Here is a 16,726-nt window from a genome sequence, read left to right as displayed (position 1 = left end):
TTGCTCATTACTTACTAATTCTAAAATAGGTTCATCTACATCAAGAGGTAAGCATAATTTGACTGATTTGAATACTGTATATCAACTGGGTGGAATAGAGGAGATTGAAGATAGTGGTTTAGAATTACTTCTTGATATCGCCAAGCGATCTTCTCAGCTGTTGCAGTCGCAGTATGATGAGTTCTTAAATAAGAACACCATGAGAGCTTTATATCTAGAACGATTGGACGAAAGAGGATATATGACTCCAACTGGTAGAGTAAGATTTAAGCTATTAATTTCTGATTTTATGGAATTTTATAGCCCATTATTCCTCACAAAACTTAAAAGCAACATCAAAGAAGGGGATGGAGATTCGTGGCTGCATAAAGTTATTAGAAAAAGTAAAGAGAACTGCCATCCATTGCGACATATATTGTTACTAAAATTTTTGGGAGTTACTCTAGACCATGTAAGAAGTTTAAGAAAGCCAAGGCCCTTCGGTGATTCACCTTGGCCTTGCCTAAACAAAGCAGCTTCACACTACTTGGAGTCTGTTGTTGAACACTGTACTGTAACAACAGGCAGCAAGACAAAGAAACCAACAGGCCATTTCCACTGTGATTGTGGCTTTGTCTACATTAGGACTGGGCCAGATTTATTCCCTGAGGATCGATATAAAAGGGGAAGGATAGAATCATTCGGCTCTGTTTGGTTACAAGCAGCCCAAGAACTTTCTTTAAAATCTGATCTTTCACTGAGACAGAAGGCCAAACGGTTAGGTGTAGATCCCAAAACCTTTGTTCGATTTCTCAAAGGAATTCGGAAAGAAAAAATTGAACTACCACCTGCTATTCCTATGAGGAGAATAACACTAAAACAGAGATTAATAACAAAAAATACATCAAGGGTAAACTGGCAGAAGAGAGATGGTGAAATGAGTGAAAGAGTAGTTATATCAGTTCAAGAGCTTTTGTCTCAGGCAAAGCCGACGCGAATCACTAAAAGTAAACTTATAAAACAAGCAGAACTCCATAGTTCAATCGTGTACTATCCGGAAAAGTTGCCTAAAACCAGTAGGATAATTCATCGATTTACTGAAAGTATAGAGGACTTTCAGATAAGAAGAATAGATTGGGCTATTAAGCTATTAAGCGAAACTAATGAATTGAAGGAGTGGAAGGTGAGGAGGGTAGCATCTATAACTAACAAATGTTCAAGTAGAGTTCAAGACTATTTAAAACTTGAACTAGTAGGTTTAAGATAAACAATTCTGGGCATACTACCTATTAAATTGTCAATTTAATAGGAGGTAGTATGGGAGAAAAGGCATTTTTTCCAGCGGGTTACCCTGATGAAGATTTTCGAAGCATGTTATTTCGTTATAAATCACGAGTCGGTGCAGCGGCATCAAATTCGTTTCAAGGAATACTAATTGATTTTTTTGAATCTACTTCGCATTACCCTAGCATTTACCCAAGTAATTTGAGTCTATTCGTAGAAAAGACGAATTACTTTATGACAGCAGAAGATATCATATTTAATCATACCTTTTTCCCTCTATACTATCCATTCTTACCTTCGGATCTAGAAAAGTTAACTCTTGAGTCCATGCTCTATAAGAAAAAAAATAATCATGCTGGAACATATTTAATTTCTCTCTACGAAAAAAATTATAAGTTTTGTCCACAGTGCCTTATCTCCGATACCACTGAATTCGGGGAGAGCTATATTCATCGAGTTCATCAATTCGAATTTGTTCATATATGTCCCTTGCATTCGGTTTATTTAATTAAGAGTTGTCCATTCTGCAATCAACTATTAGCTGATTTTCGTAATTTATATCAACCAACCTCTGATACTTGTCCCCATTGTAGAAGGACTCCAACACCTATAACAACAGAAAGAAATGAAGTTAATACGTTTTTATATGATTTAGCGATAGATTGTATAACATTACTACAAGCTACGAATCACCCTCAAGCTGTAACAAAACATAAATACGACACGGTACTATGGTTAAAAGGATATTTGATGGGGGAGAAAAAGAAATATAAAAACAAGGACATATATAAGGACTTAATTTCCTATTATAAGCTAGATGATTTGGGGAAAATTGGAGTAACTGAGGAGTATTTAAGTAAAAGGATTTCTTTCTCATACGGAGGTGCGGGAGAGAAAAATCCTCTTATAAACCTTTTACTGATGAGATTTCTATATGGTTCTGCTGAAGGATTTATAAATTATGAGCTGCCGGTTCTTGAATCCCCCTTATATTGGGGACACGGCCCGTGGGAATGTATTAATCCTTTTTGCGAAAGTTTTAATGTGGGAGTTATTACTCGGTGTAGAACGGATTTCAGCAGTCATAAGGGAAGAAAGCGCCTCTACGCATCTTTTATATGTCCAAACTGTGGTTGTAAATATGCAAAGTATACGGACACGAGTGATGTTCATATTGTCGATCATGGCGATTTATTCCGTGAAACATTGATTTCCGCAGCAGATTCGAAGGAAGATTTAACTCAAATAGCTGGCAAACTCGGTAAAACAGTCAGATATGTAAGAAATCAAATTAGATATGCTAAGGAGATGGACCTCCAAGGCATAAAACATAGTCCGCCATCATCTGATCCATTTCGAGATATAAAGGAAAAAATTGTTGAGCTGGTGATGAACGACAATACCTTAAAAAGGAATGAGATCGCCTCAATAATTGGTAAGAAGTATTACAAGCTTATAAAAGAAGAGCCTGACTGGGTTAATAATAATGTTCCTAGTAGAAAAAAAGAATCCTATTATAACTCAATAAATTGGCCGACCGTAGACGAACGGCTTTCAAAAGAGATTACTAGAGTAGTGGACGAGTTATACAAAAAAAATCATCCGAGGAGGATTCTGCCGTACACAATTCTCGGACAATTATCTAATCTAGACAAGAAAAGGATCGCAAATAATAAAGAAAAGTTACCAATGACAGTAGAAACTTTAGAGAAATTGACTGAATCTTATGAAGCCTATCAAATCAGAAGGATTCCAATAGCAGCAAATCTATTAATAAGAGAACAGAGAGCAGTATCGCTTTCGAATTTTCTTAAATATGCTTTGCCTTTTCAAGATTGCTCTATCACGGTTCAGAATCATATAACTAGATTTATTAATGAGATGCAGGAGGGAAAAAATAATGGCCAAGAGAAATCGTGATTGGACAAAAGCTAAAATAGAAAGAAGGATAAAAATGGGCAGAGGACAAGGCTTTGGTAAAGATTATGAGCCATGGTTAACAATCCACGATGTGCCTTCGAACGGCGTAGTTACAAGAATAAAAAGTTGGACAGTCGGAAGGATTCATCATTTCATGTCCAACTTCGAGCGATCCTATTTTTATATGATGGATTGGGCGGATCAAATAACGGATATAAGAGAACAATATCCACTGCTACCTTTGCAAAGAACAATAGAAATTGCAGAGGAATTAGGTATTAATCATCCGAAGGATCCAAAAACTCAGGAGCCAATCGTGATGACAACTGACTTTATGTTGTCTGTAGGAGAAGACTCGCAATGTGCACGTACGTTGAAACATGCGAGCGATCTAAGTATAAGAACTGTTGAGAAGCTTACTATCGAACAACGTTACTACCAAGAACTAGAAATTGACTGGAGAGTTGTTACCGACCGTGAAATCCCGCGCGCTTTTGTACATAATGTGGAGTGGCTACATCGATCTAGGGATCTCGAATTTGCTCCAGCTGATCTAAATCAAACACTTATTGAAATTCTAGCTCCAAATATACTAACAGAGATTTTGAAAAGAAATAAGCCCTTATCTGCCATTACCATTGAATTTGATGATAAAACAGGCCTATCCACGGGAGCATCTATGTTTATTGTGCAGCACATGCTTGCGACTAAACGTTGGAAGGTGGATATGTATAAAAAAATAGTACCAACGGAAATCATAGAGATTTCTGAAAGCGTTCTGTCATCTCATCAACTACGTAAACTGCCCGAAATAGGTTAGGAGGGCACTATGGAGATTATAGAAAACAAAGTTATTGAATACTTTGATGACGAGAGAAGAGTTATTAGAACAGAGCGAATATTATGGATATCGCCAGATAAGCAACAGGTCGCAATCATTAACTTGGATAACAAGTCCAGCCTTCCTGAATGGACAAGGTACCAAAGTATAGAAGAAGACCTTTCGTCAATAAAGGGTCGAATCCTTGAAGTTGATCCCTACAGCCAGATTGTGTCAATGGAAGAACCAAGTAAGAAAAACCTTCAATCTCGTGACAAAGCGTGGGCGTTGATACATGACTTCGTGATGGAGGAGCCGGATATCTATGATCCAAGACTTCGTGGCGCAATGATAAACGAATTCATTGCTAGTATGGAGGCTAAAAATGTAAAAGTTCATAAAACACAAATTTATCGCAAACTACGGCAATATTGGCTGGGTGGGAAAACGAAAACAGCGTTACTATGCGACTTTAGAAACTGCGGTGGTCCTGGAGAATCTCGCGTGTCAAAGACCGGGATTAAACGGGGGCGAAAGCCTGCTGTAACATTGCTTGATCCAAACCATATCGTAGGAGTCAATATTACGGAAGAAGATCTTCAATTGTTTCGTTTGGCGATTACAAGGCATTATCACACAAGAAAGAAAAACCCATTAAAATATGCTTACGATCGTATGATATATGAGTTTTACAATATAGGTTATGTTTATGAAAATGGTATTAAGGTTCCAATCCTCCCTCCTAGTGAAACATTACCCCGATTTGAACAATTTAAATATTACTACTATAAAGAGAGAAAGGTAAGAGAATCATTAAAGAAACGTTACGGCGAGCGGAATTTTAATCTAACTAAAAGGTCTGCTACAGGAAATGCCTCGGCTAGAGCTTTTGGCCCAGGCTCTGAATATGAAATCGACGCCACGATTGGAAACTACCATTTAGTTCACTCGCTTAATCGTTTAAATATAGGTAAACCTATTGTCTACTATGTAAAAGATGTGTTTAGTCGATTAGTTGCTGGATTTTCAGTCGGTATGAATCACATGAGCTGGCGTACGGGAATTATAGCCCTGGAGAATGCCAGTACGAATAAAGCTGATTATTGTGCGCAATTTGGAATTAACATGACAATAGAAGAATGGCCAAGTCTCTATTTGCCTAGACGTCTTTTAGCAGACCGTGGTGAGTTCGAAAGTGATTATGTTGAAGATTGTATCGAAAACTTAGGGGTGGCTATTTCTAATACTCCGCCTTATCGAGGAGATTTTAAACCATTTGTTGAGCAGCATTTTCGCATTATGGATAATCGGGCTCGAATGGTACCAGGCCGAGTAGAGAAGGGAGTTCCAGAACGCGGTGAGAAAGATTATAGGCTTGATGCTAAACTTTCTTTGGAAGCTTATACCCAAATTATCATTTACTTGATTAGAGAGTATAATCACTCTATTTTGCCAGACTATCCTCTAGATCAGGATATGGTGAAGGCTGGTTTGGTACCTACTCCAATCAACTTATGGAATTGGGGTATGAAGCATCGCTATGTTGGGTTACACGATAAGCCAAAAGATATCATTCGTTTGAACCTTTTGCCCGATGGTGTTGCTTCGGTCACCTATGATAGAGGCATTTATTTTCGAAAAATGGGGTTAGGCTATACATGTAAGATGGCAATAGAGGAAGGATGGTTTGAAAAAGCCCGAAACAGTGGGGTATGGACCATCAAAATTAAATATGATCCAAGAAATCTTGATTATATTTACTTGCCAGGTGTAGATGGTCTGAATTTTATCAAATGCGATCTATTACCCCAGTATCATCAACATTTCAAAGGGTTAAGTGAGAGGGAAGTTGAAATACTCCATATCTCTGAACGGGCTAATATACAACAGAGTCAGACTGAGCAGCAGGCATTAAAGTCTGAAACGTTTGCGGCAATTGACCCAATCATTGATAAGGAAACGAAGATAACGGATGCATTGCGGGATCCGGATTTATCCAAGGCAGAAATTTTCCGTATGACGGATGAGAATAGACTTGATCAAAAGAGTAAATCGCAAGTGATTTGGAAACTTGGTGAAGAAGCAGAGGTAAAGGCTAATCGAAAGGTAGTACCGTTTAGGCAAGAGGAACCGAATGACCAGGCAGCAGACAAGCTAGTGAGCAAGGAAGAGGAAGATGAAATCTTCGCTCTTCTCAAGAAGGAAATCGACCGGAGGAAGAAGGATGAAACGAATTGAAGGAAAGCCTGTATTAATGGGGACACAAGTCACGGCAAATTATTCTGAACAACAGGTGCCCGCATACAAGGGAAACCCCCTCATAGAGGCACAGCCACTTATTAGGGCTGCCAGTGAGGTTATCAGCACTTTTGCCCAGTACCCTGACTTTGATCCATCGCAGCGGGATTGGCCGGCACATATCCGAATGCACTGTGTTTATCAGTTGCAAAACTTTTTGCAACCCTTACCGATCCATTTTGATATGGAGACCCGGTTTTCAGTAATGATACGTCAGGGGTATGTTTCACGTAATCCGTCATTGCCGATTTTTCAAAGACAGTTTTCAACAGGGATTCATAATCTGCTCGAAAGGGGAACGAATGAAGAGGGATACAACATCATTGGCAATCGGCCTACATCAAATGGGTTTTGTATTATTGGCCCAAGCGGGATTGGGAAATCGACTTCCGTAGAGAAAACCTTGCTTTCTTATCCTCAGGTGATACTACATAAGAGCATCAAAGGGATGGGGATGCTGAAGCAACTCAATTGGTTAAAGCTAGAATGTCCCTCTGATGGTTCATTAAAGAGCTTGTGTATTGATTTCTTTCATACGATAGATCTTATCCTTGGAGAGAACTACACGAGTATTCACGTGAAGGAGCGTTCCACAGCGGAAACTCTAACAGCATCCATGGCTCAAATCGCGGCACTGCATTGCTTAGGTGTACTGGTAATCGATGAAATACAAAATTTAAATTTATCAAGGACCGGTGGAGAAGAACGGACCCTTAACTTTTTCACCAAATTGGTTAATGTATTGGGTATTCCTGTTGTCCTTATTGGTACGGGAAGAGCTACCTATCTATTTGAGAGCGTGTTTGCCCAAGCAAGAAGAGCAACAGGTATGGGAGATATGGTGCTTGACCGTCTAACACAAGGGAAAGAGTGGGAGATTCTGCTGGATTCGATTTGGGAGTACCAGTGGACTAAGCACTTTGCGGAGAGAACAGTAGAGTTGAGTAATGTTTTATATGCTGAATCCCAAGGGATTTTGGATATTGCTATTAAACTATTTATGCATGCTCAATGGAAAGCGATAGCTAAGAAAAAGGAAAAAATAACTGCTGAAATGATCAAAAAGGCAGCTAGTGAAAACTTGAAATTAATTCAACCAATGATCCGAGCACTAAGAAGTGGTGACAAAGATAGGCTTAGTAGGATTAAGGACCTTAAGCCCGAGTGGTTATCCATTAATCACTACGTATTAAAAGCTGAAGAACCTGTTCAATTATATGGAAAGGCGGCAATTGAGCATAGCCGGGCTCAGAATCTACGTGAGAATATGGACCTCTTAGTTGAGCTCATGAAGCTTGGAGAAATTTTGGGACTAGGTGCGGCAGAAGCGGAGAAACTTGGGCGTGAAATACTTGATACCGATCTTACTAATGTAATGGAATTAAAGAAATTGTATGCTGAGAAAGCGAGCAAGTTAGGCACTCAATCTAAAGTTGGTGGAAAAAGTAAAAAAAGAAACTTAAAAAAAGACATAATGTCTGTGGAAACAGATGCGGTTACTGTAGTTAATAAAGGTCTAAAGAAGGATATTGCTGCTGCACAATCGCTGAAGGATGCGGGGCTAACGGCAAGTTTTGATGAATTTGTTTAATTACTACATTGCCAAAAAGATGTTTACAGTGGCTTGTCATGTAGGCTTGGTGTTCTTGTCAATGGAAACCACGTTTAAATACAACTGTTGATCATTACGCACAATGATTGATGGTGTTCTTTCCAGATGATCTAACGCTACCGGACTATTGGAGACGTTTAGTTAAATTGTGGTTTCGTTTATTCAGACGGGATAAAAGTGAATTAAGAATAAATTCACACTATAGAATGATGTCTTCAAGGGTGTGGTGCATACCACACCCTTGAACTTTTTGGCGGAATAAGTGTTCTTCCATTGAGCCGTACTATTAGAAAATTTAATAAAAATAAGGGGGAGGGATTTGCAAGCTTTTGTCGAATATTTTGGTATGAGTATTGACGTAGCTTGGGGGAAAAAATTAAGATGAGGCAGTTGTTTAAAGATAAATTGGAGGCACTTAAAGGTATTTCTCCGTTGCCTGTTGTAAAAACTGATGCCGAAACAATTATTGCTATACGTGAGGCATTAGATCGGTTGTATAGAGTTATGCTTGATTACAAATTGGATTACGGTATTAAGTGGATGGTAGGGTTACAAAAATATTTGGAAGACAAAGATACTCGTACGATAAAATGGTTTAATAACCATTTATCAAGAGGGCATGTTGTGGAGGCAGAATTGTTTGGGCATTTTAATAAAGAGCTAACCTTTGCCCATCCTTGCGTAGTCCTTTATGATGGTTCTTATAATGGCAACAATGGAGGATGGATGTTGGTTGCACCGGTCTCTACACCTCGGTTTAATGACAAGAGCGCTTTTACTGTTGACCTTAACGTAGCTGATGGATTGAAGCATGATTGCGGGGTGTGCCTTGATTCGCTGCAAGTGATTGATAAAAGACGAGTAATTTTTCAACATAAGTTGCCTGACGGTACAAAAAGCAAAATCAGAGATATTAAATTAGACGAGATTGATCAGAAAATCATCCAATATTTTCTACCGGAAACCCATAAAAAACACGATGCTGTTACTAAATCCTTAGAGAAGGAACAACAGGAGCACCAAGACACTCGAGCAGAACTAGATCGGCTTCAGAAACTGAACGAAGAATTACTGAAAAAACTTGAGAAATTCGAACAATCTGTTTAACAAACTTGAGCTTGAAGATTGGGAGAAATTAGTGTATAATTTGTACCGAGGTAACTCATGTTATATTTTGGGCCCCAGCGCCCCGCGCAATCGAGCGCCTGCATCAAAAAAGTGGTTTGTTGGACCTTAGCGTCCCGCGCAATTGAGCGCAAACACAGCCTTCACCTTTAGGTGAAGGCTGTTGTGCTACTATAAAATCTAATTTTTATCGAGGTGTAAATGTGTGATGGTGGAAAAGAATTTCAATTCGAGAGAAAAAATCTTTTCCTATCTTGATGATTATGCATCAGATATCAAGTCGCAATTGAACACAAACAGAACAGTGAATACACTTTTAAAATCATATATTTTTGAAACCTTCACTAAGCAAAAAGGAATTGATACCGAGCAAATATACAGTCAACGAGGCTACGAAGTCAGTAAAGTTGATGAGGCAATGCTTAAATTGGATAAGGGATCAGAAACTGTCGGGTTCATTGAGGAGATAAACTCGCGCTTTTCTGTATTATATTCTGTCGATAAAGCACAACACTCTGATGCTTATACTAATAACTTGGTTAAGCAAATTCCGTTATTAGACAGTCTTTGGATATCTGGAAAGTTATTTGACTTGTTTTGGGAAAAGATTCAAAGAGATCACTCGCCCCATAGGTATATAAAGATGAAATTTGAATTTGATGGTTATTTTGATAATAACACAATGAGTAAGCGTTATTCTCACCAGATTGATATGGAAAATTTCGAGGAAAATAGTTATGATGACCAAAGGGTCACCGCTATAACCTTAGTTGAGGAGTTAGCAGAACTAAACTCTAAGATTAATGGAGTTCGTGAATTTTTTCCTGCATTTTATTCTGTGGGTTTGTTACGATTTCCTAGTTATGTTGGAAAAGGCGGACATGATTTTTATCGGAATGGTAAAGTAACCAATAGGTCTGAAAGCTTTAAGGATCACAGATATCAAATTAATAATACAATTATCGAATACCAAAAAATTACGGAAGCTATAGAGCAAACAACATGGATTAACTTTGATACATACAAAAATGACCAGACGGAAGGACTTTCGATAAAAGGCAGCCCAATAGTATTTAAATTTTCTCGTTCGTTAAAAGAGCATGTGTTCTACAATTTTATTGAGTATACATTTCGTACAGGTAAGGAGCCCTTTAGAATCCTTGGCAAGCCTATCTGGGTTAACGATAATAAAGTGCATATTTATGGAACAGATATACACTTGTGGCAGAAGGTCTTATTAGAGTTATCCAGAGAAGAATTTGTGGTGATATTGCCTACAGGTACATGCGGAAACACAATTCATCGACTAGTAACAAATATTCAACGGTATCTTGATCCCGGTGTAAGTGTTTTTATTGGTGATCAAAGTTATGATTACTTTATGAGAGGGTCACTAACTGAATGACAACGTTCTCAGCCTTACATCATTTAAATTTGTTTATACATTTAAGTATGAATTATTCGAGTAGTTCACATGTTAACCCGTATTTCTATAAACAAGGTTATAAACTCAAGTATATCTCCCTGGAGTTGCCAGTTCCTGTAGAACCTAGGCATAAGGTTATTCAAAAAATTGGTACAAAAATTAACTCAGTTGTTGTACCGGAATTGATTTTTGAGCATAGCACAGATAGGCAATTACTTATAGTAGAATGTAAATTAAAAGATATCTCCCTTGACGTAAATGATCGAGACAACCGGCAAGCCTTTGGTTATTTATGCCTAAACGATAGTGATCTGAGTAGATATTTGGGTATTACAAGGTCTTCTAACAGTAAGTTACTGTACTCTGTAGATCGAGAGCACATTGAAGCTTATTGTCAGGTATTGAGTGACATATCAGAAATTATTACTGAAACAAATTTTAGTTATTTCCCATATGAAGTTAGTGGGATAAGTGTTGATGATAGTGAAATTACTTTATTATTTAAAGATGAAACTGGTCATTATAAGGAAATTTGTGTTGCAAAAGAATCATTGCCATTTATAATTCCTTTAGATCCTGAGGTTAATCTAAAAGATGAATATGGAAGGCAAGTTGTAGAGGAAAATCTCAGAATGATAATTGCTGCTAGAATTTGTCCGTATATTGAGTTCGCTGATATAAATTTTTCCATAGAGGAAATATGTAAAGAGCTAATACCTATATGGGATTTATGGGCGAAAACTCCTCGAACCAAAGTAAAAGAATTAATTAAATATTATATGAGTGGAATAGTAAAAGAACTCAAAAAAAGAGGCTGTAGTGTGATGTATGAATCTGGGGAGTACAAACTTAATAAAAGCGACCAAAAAATTGCTGAAAAAGTGCGTTCCTATTTTCGTACAGGGGCTCCAGACGATTTAGCCCAAGAATCGGTAAGAATACTTGACCAGATGGTGCTAGATGAGTTAATGGAAGAAGATATTTAAAGAATCGTTGGAATAGAAATGGACTAAGATTTAGCCGTATGGAGATGAAAAAACTATTTCTTCACTTTTGTTCATTAGTTTAATGGAAGCAAAGTGACCGACAGATCTAAAGCATCAACGAAAGAAATACATGGTAAATATGACTGTTTTTTGAAAAACTGAGACTATTGGTGGCACTTAACCCGGAACCCAGTAGCTAGTCAAGAAGCACAGAATCTTGCCGAGTATTCAACGATTTTGAATAGACACGTTCTCAAGGATGGCTAGTTACATTTTTTATTTTCCTGCTGAAAAAGAGTGGTTACAAACTTTAATTCTGTGTTGACGACAAAAAAATGAGAAACTGCATGAAGGTTCAGTTACATAGAATTTTTAACTTATTCACGACGACCCTTGTAGAATGCAAATATAATGTTATAGCAAATTAAAGTTATATTGAGCAATGGAAAGTCATATCAGAGTCGAGCAGATGCAGGTTATTTCCTGACATTTGCTCGGCTTTTCTTATAGAGGGGGAGTGTACAGAATCCTAAGTTTGATATCGCCACCGGCATTGTTATTGTCTATCGAGATAAGATATTTGAGGACACTGGTTCCGCTATTTCCTTGTTCTTACCCATTTCGCAGCAACATGCGGACAAGAGATCCGCTATTACGAGTTATTTGGTGGATTAACCCGTGGTTGTGGTCCAATAGCAGATCCTGTGTCCGCGTGAACTCCATAATGGGCCGATTCCATCTAAATTACGGATCCTCTGTCCTCTTGATCTCCATATCGATTGTCAGCTAACCCGGATAAGCTATCCATGGCATGGAAATGAGACGTATACGGAATCCGTTACCGTGTAACTGCGTCACCTATGAAATGGGATTTTTATTTTAAAATGTACAGGTTTTCAATTATTGAAATACAAATAACGGGGGAAAAGTTAAAATGGCAGTTACTTATTGGACAGGACCGTTATTTGAATCATATAGAGGCAAAGGATATGCCACAGAAATGATTTTGATGGGTCTTCGCTTCTTCTTTTTGGAACTTTCTTATCAAAAATTAAATACAACGGACTAAGGAATATCATTTTCGCTTAAGGTGCCTATTATGATGGTATTTGTTATGGGATGACAAGAGAAGAATTTGAACTGAATTATGCAGAATAACACTTGTGAAAAATAAAATAGAAGTCAATGCATAATTCGGATTATGTAGCAACACGATTAGGAAATGATCAACCTTTATTCCAAACGAACACTCTTTTCTGGTGACAATAAAGTTAGCATTATTACAATAGAGTTGGTATCAGAAGATATAAATGTCAAACGGCTACTTTGTTTTAAAATGAAATTAGGATCAGCTAGAATTACATCAAAACATTAATAACTAATGGCTTCGCCCTTTATTTTAGAGAGCGAAGCCATTAGTCGTTTTTAGGGATTTACCGGACGGCTCGCTATAGGCCGTCTTATGGAAACCAAAATGGAGAAGGGAAGATACCGGAAAATCATTGCTTGTAAATCTATGTATTCGTTGAAATTCCTACAAAATGGGCCATCCGATACGAATATAATAATATCAAGGATGTATAGTAGATTTTGTTCCTTTCTAACTCCAACCTGCAGCTTCGCTGGCGAAACTGCAGGTTGGCCCAGTATACTTAAATAACAATACTGTCTTCCAAAGCCGCGAAAAAAGCGGTTTTTTGATTTGATCAAGATATTTATGAATCAATTGTTCGATTTATAAAGAATTTATTAACTTTTCAAACCCACCAGTAAATCGAACTAGAATGGATAGCAAGGGGAGGATAAAGCATGGAGCAGAAGAACAGCCATGAATATCAAGAACATAAGGGCAATCTGTTAATCGTTGAGGATGATTCCGGAATTGGTAGGGTCGTGAGAGATCATTTGCGCCGTGAGAATTATGCGGTAACGTGGGCAACAACAGGGCTGGAATGCTGGGAGGATTTCTGCAATGGAGAATATGATCTCGTCTTGGTAGATCTGATGCTGCCGGAAATGGACGGCTTTACACTGAGCAAAAACATTCGGTTGAAAAGCGAAGTTCCCTTGCTGATCATGAGTGCGAGGAGTGAAGACGAGAGCAAAATCCAAGCATTTGGACTCGGAGCGGATGATTATATCACCAAGCCCTTTAGCTTGACTGAGCTTACTTTAAGGGTGGAGGCCCACCTGAAGAAATTCCGGAAATACCAAGGGAGCGAGGAAGGGAAATCTCACCTGTTATGCTATCGGGGTGGACTTACCGTTGATCCAGTTTTGAAACAGGCTATGTATGGAAATGAATTGCTGGCACTTACAAGTAAGGAGTGGTCACTGCTACTGTTGCTTTCCACCCATCCGGGGCGTCATTTTAGTAAAAGCGAGCTATATGAACATGTTTGGCAGCAAAAAGTAGTGGACGGCGGGAATACGGTCACTGTGCATATTAAGAGCCTGCGGGCGAAGCTTAAAGAAAATATACGAACACCCCGATATATTCAAACGGTGTGGGGCAGCGGTTATCGTTTTATCGGTGAGTTCTTATAATGAAGCTTAGGACATGGTTGCTTATTGCTTTTCTAGTGCTCATGCTGCTCCCCCTCGCAGCCGGAATCATGCTGTACCAGCTTATTGGGAAACTGGATGAGCAACGCTCGTTCGCCGATTACATGTCAGCCTCGAAGGAGATATCTGCAGCAGAGACATATTTGCAAAAACCTGAACTCTATCATTTCAATTCTACCCGGGACGAGCGCGAATTGAACGCATTGACGAGTGATGCTTTAAAGATTGAATTATTTAGCCCAAACGGCGTGCTTATTTACTCATCGATGATTGACAGTCAGTATACGGAATTTGTTCAAACCACTGAGAGTCTGTACGCAAAATTGTACCAGACGCAAATCAATCCGCGAAGTTATGTGATGAAAAAACCCGTGTTCGTTGATGGTGAGATCGCAGGAATATACCGGATCACGCTGGCCAGGAATGAGTGGAAAGAAGGAGTAAGACATCGGAGTCTATGGGTAGCTGGCTTACTGTGCCTGTTTATAACGGCTTTGTTTATCATCGTTCTGTTGCTCACCCGGCGTAAGTTGATCTTACCGATGCGTATGCTGACAAAACAAATGAGAGCTTTTGCCTTAAGGGAACCGGTGCCTGAGTCTGTATACCGAGGCGGTGGTGAGATGGAAGAGCTTATGAATCACTTTGTGGAAATGAGAAAGACAATCGAAGCTTCGCGTGAAAAGCTTTCAAAGCAGCAGGAAGAGAAAGCTTTCATGACAGCTGCTCTGTCCCATGATTTAAAAACACCGCTCACTTCCATTCGGGCCTATGCTGAAGAGCTCGGTAATTTAAAGTTAACAAGAGAGGAAAGTCAGGAATACCTTGCGCTCATGATCGGACAGGCCGACAGGATGAGGCATATGTTGGATGATTTGAATTTATATGCTTCCTTGGAATCCAAAATAACAAAGGAAATGCACGTTAAGGTGGACAGTTCGGAATTCATGGAAATGCTGCTGGAGGGGTATGAACCTCTCGCATCGGTTAAAAACATACATTTGGAATCAACTCTTACAGTTAGCGGTGAATTAGAATTAAATCCTCAACTGATGATGCGGATGATGGATAACCTGATCTCCAATGCTATCCGGTATACGCCAGAGGGAGGAAAGCTTTACCTTGGCGCAGTATCCACTTGTTTTGAGATTCCGGAGTGGGTATTCCCACCGTTTAAATCTGTTGTGCATCAGCACTTCAATCAAGAAAAAGCGAAAATTCTGTTGTTGATTCAGAACGATGGAGAGCACATCCCCATGGAAATTCAGGCGATGCTGTACGAACCTTTCTATCAAGGGGAAACTTCCAGAAATCAAGCGGGTTCAGGCAGCTTCGGGCTTGGGTTAACCATTGCTAAAATGGCGATTGAACAACACCAAGGAACGATTATGCTTTTATCAGAGGCGCCGTACGGAACGCTCGTCATATGCGGATTGCCTATTTCAGATAAGGAGAGTTGAGAATATGATACAGACAAAGAAAAGGGTTAGAAACATATTAAAAAGAAAACAGTTGATTTTCCTTCTAGGGACATCTCTACTGTCAGGTGCACTGATGACAGGCTGTCAGACAGGAGAAGCATTGGCTTATACGGGTGAAGAAATGGTGGAAAAAGCCATTGAAGAGAATAAGAAGCCCTTCTCTTACTATGCCGAAGCTGAGATGAACCTTATCGAAGGAGATAAGAGAACGGAATCTATGTCGATTAAAGAATGGTATAACGCAGAGAACGGCAATATGCGTAACGAGATCGCTACACAGGGAAACGATCAAAGTGTGTCCGTGAATGATGGTAATCAGATCATTGTCTATGAGAAAGCCAGAAATACAGCTTATATTATGGATGCCGAGGTGGTTGGGCCCCTTAAAAGTTCTCCAAAAGAGAAAATGCTGAGCCAGCTTGAACGCATGCGGAGTACCCACTCCATTGAACCAGTGGCGAAAGAGAAGTGGCTTGGGAATGACGTATATCATATCAAGGCGACTCCGCTTGAAGAGGGTAAAAGCACGTTGATTGGTTCTCAGGAGTACTGGGTAAATGCCAAAAACTGGATGGTCGTTAAATCCAAAGTCACAACAGGAGATATCACATCTGAGTTCGCATATAAGCTGTTGGATGAATCTCCGGAATTTACTACTGATACATTTAAACTGGAGCTTCCGGAGAATGTTGAAATGATCTCAATGGAGGACTTCGGTCCGAAAGCCGTGACGGTTGAAGAGGCAGAGGCGGCTCTAGGCCACTCGTTCTTGCAGCTCCCTGCCGAACGTTTCAATCAAATATCTGTGGAAATGTTTGAAGGTAGCGGAGAGTTGGAGCGAACCGAAGTGATGATAAATTATCTGGAGGAAGGGAAGACACCTTTAAGTCTGTCCGTGTTCAAATCTCCCGAGAACGAGGATCAGGAAGAAGAGTTTGGAGAACCGGTGATCGTCAGAGGTCACAAAGGGGAATATATAAAAGAAATCGAAGTCATCAGCTGGGATGAGGAGGGCCTGAGATACAGCCTGATGGCTGCGCAACAAAGTACCCAAAATAAGGTGGATCAGCTTCTTGAATGGGCAGAACTACTGACAGACACGAGACCTGAGTAACATGTATGTAATTAAAATTGAACTATAGAGTTACGCCGTCCGATAATCAGAAACCCTGTACTTGCTCAAAGGCACAGGGTTTCTCGCATTTGGATTCATTCAAAATTTAAGGAGGG

11 protein-coding genes and 1 pseudogene are annotated in these 16,726 nt (G+C 39.3%); all 12 read left to right on the top strand.

What is annotated here, in order from left to right; translation table 11 throughout:
* The first annotated feature begins 58 nt into the window (after positions 1-58).
* The 12 genes and pseudogenes from AC0VZ8_RS30025 (at position 59) to AC0VZ8_RS29970 (ending at position 16,610) form a co-directional block, all read left to right on the top strand.
* Complete coding sequence (locus tag AC0VZ8_RS30025; protein WP_028405095.1) at positions 59-1,246, top strand: TnsD family Tn7-like transposition protein; 1,188 nt, start codon at positions 59-61, stop codon at positions 1,244-1,246.
* A gap of 50 nt (positions 1,247-1,296) precedes the next feature.
* Positions 1,297-3,183 (top strand): TnsD family Tn7-like transposition protein, encoded by a 1,887-nt coding sequence (locus tag AC0VZ8_RS30020; protein ID WP_475485304.1) that lies wholly within the window; start codon positions 1,297-1,299, stop codon positions 3,181-3,183.
* On the top strand, positions 3,164-4,003 hold the full coding sequence (locus tag AC0VZ8_RS30015) for a TnsA endonuclease N-terminal domain-containing protein (RefSeq protein WP_332295864.1): 840 nt from the start codon (positions 3,164-3,166) through the stop codon (positions 4,001-4,003). The genes AC0VZ8_RS30020 and AC0VZ8_RS30015 overlap by 20 nt, the downstream gene beginning before the upstream one ends.
* Positions 4,004-4,012: 9 nt before the next feature.
* On the top strand, positions 4,013-6,241 hold the full coding sequence (locus tag AC0VZ8_RS30010) for a hypothetical protein (protein ID WP_332295863.1): 2,229 nt from the start codon (positions 4,013-4,015) through the stop codon (positions 6,239-6,241).
* Positions 6,228-7,892, top strand: coding sequence for an ATP-binding protein (locus tag AC0VZ8_RS30005; RefSeq protein WP_332295862.1), 1,665 nt, complete (start codon positions 6,228-6,230; stop codon positions 7,890-7,892). The genes AC0VZ8_RS30010 and AC0VZ8_RS30005 overlap by 14 nt, the downstream gene beginning before the upstream one ends.
* 402 nt (positions 7,893-8,294) lie before the next feature.
* Positions 8,295-9,020, top strand: a complete 726-nt coding sequence (locus AC0VZ8_RS30000; RefSeq protein ID WP_332295861.1) for a type II toxin-antitoxin system PemK/MazF family toxin — start codon at positions 8,295-8,297, stop codon at positions 9,018-9,020.
* Between the two features lie 226 nt (positions 9,021-9,246).
* On the top strand, positions 9,247-10,443 hold the full coding sequence (locus AC0VZ8_RS29995; RefSeq protein WP_332295860.1) for a hypothetical protein: 1,197 nt from the start codon (positions 9,247-9,249) through the stop codon (positions 10,441-10,443).
* A complete protein-coding gene (locus tag AC0VZ8_RS29990; RefSeq protein ID WP_332295859.1) occupies positions 10,440-11,450 on the top strand; it encodes a hypothetical protein in 1,011 nt (336 codons plus the stop codon). The genes AC0VZ8_RS29995 and AC0VZ8_RS29990 overlap by 4 nt, the downstream gene beginning before the upstream one ends.
* Positions 11,451-12,411: 961 nt before the next feature.
* Positions 12,412-12,608: pseudogene (locus AC0VZ8_RS29985) on the top strand (GNAT family N-acetyltransferase); the annotation flags it as partial.
* Between the two features lie 651 nt (positions 12,609-13,259).
* Positions 13,260-13,997: a response regulator transcription factor gene (locus tag AC0VZ8_RS29980; protein ID WP_475485303.1), complete on the top strand. Its 738-nt coding sequence runs from the start codon at positions 13,260-13,262 to the stop codon at positions 13,995-13,997.
* A complete protein-coding gene (locus tag AC0VZ8_RS29975) occupies positions 13,997-15,475 on the top strand; it encodes a HAMP domain-containing sensor histidine kinase (protein ID WP_475485302.1) in 1,479 nt (492 codons plus the stop codon). The genes AC0VZ8_RS29980 and AC0VZ8_RS29975 overlap by 1 nt, the downstream gene beginning before the upstream one ends.
* Positions 15,476-15,479: 4 nt before the next feature.
* Complete coding sequence (locus AC0VZ8_RS29970) at positions 15,480-16,610, top strand: LolA family protein (protein ID WP_260068171.1); 1,131 nt, start codon at positions 15,480-15,482, stop codon at positions 16,608-16,610.
* The last annotated feature ends 116 nt before the right edge of the window (positions 16,611-16,726 follow it).

Source organism: Paenibacillus sp. QJM3NY_38, from assembly GCF_056173265.1.
The sequence above is the reverse complement of the archived record's forward strand: the minus strand, read 5'-3'. Positions and strand labels throughout refer to the sequence as shown.

Coding starts and splice junctions, on each gene's coding strand:
- AC0VZ8_RS30005 (WP_332295862.1), top strand. CDS start 6,228: ATGAAACGAATTGAAGGAAAGCCTGTATTAATGGGGACACAAGTCACG.
- AC0VZ8_RS30020 (WP_475485304.1), top strand. CDS start 1,297: ATGGGAGAAAAGGCATTTTTTCCAGCGGGTTACCCTGATGAAGATTTT.
- AC0VZ8_RS29990 (WP_332295859.1), top strand. CDS start 10,440: ATGACAACGTTCTCAGCCTTACATCATTTAAATTTGTTTATACATTTA.
- AC0VZ8_RS29970 (WP_260068171.1), top strand. CDS start 15,480: ATGATACAGACAAAGAAAAGGGTTAGAAACATATTAAAAAGAAAACAG.
- AC0VZ8_RS30000 (WP_332295861.1), top strand. CDS start 8,295: ATGAGGCAGTTGTTTAAAGATAAATTGGAGGCACTTAAAGGTATTTCT.
- AC0VZ8_RS30015 (WP_332295864.1), top strand. CDS start 3,164: ATGGCCAAGAGAAATCGTGATTGGACAAAAGCTAAAATAGAAAGAAGG.
- AC0VZ8_RS29995 (WP_332295860.1), top strand. CDS start 9,247: ATGGTGGAAAAGAATTTCAATTCGAGAGAAAAAATCTTTTCCTATCTT.
- AC0VZ8_RS29975 (WP_475485302.1), top strand. CDS start 13,997: ATGAAGCTTAGGACATGGTTGCTTATTGCTTTTCTAGTGCTCATGCTG.
- AC0VZ8_RS30010 (WP_332295863.1), top strand. CDS start 4,013: ATGGAGATTATAGAAAACAAAGTTATTGAATACTTTGATGACGAGAGA.
- AC0VZ8_RS29980 (WP_475485303.1), top strand. CDS start 13,260: ATGGAGCAGAAGAACAGCCATGAATATCAAGAACATAAGGGCAATCTG.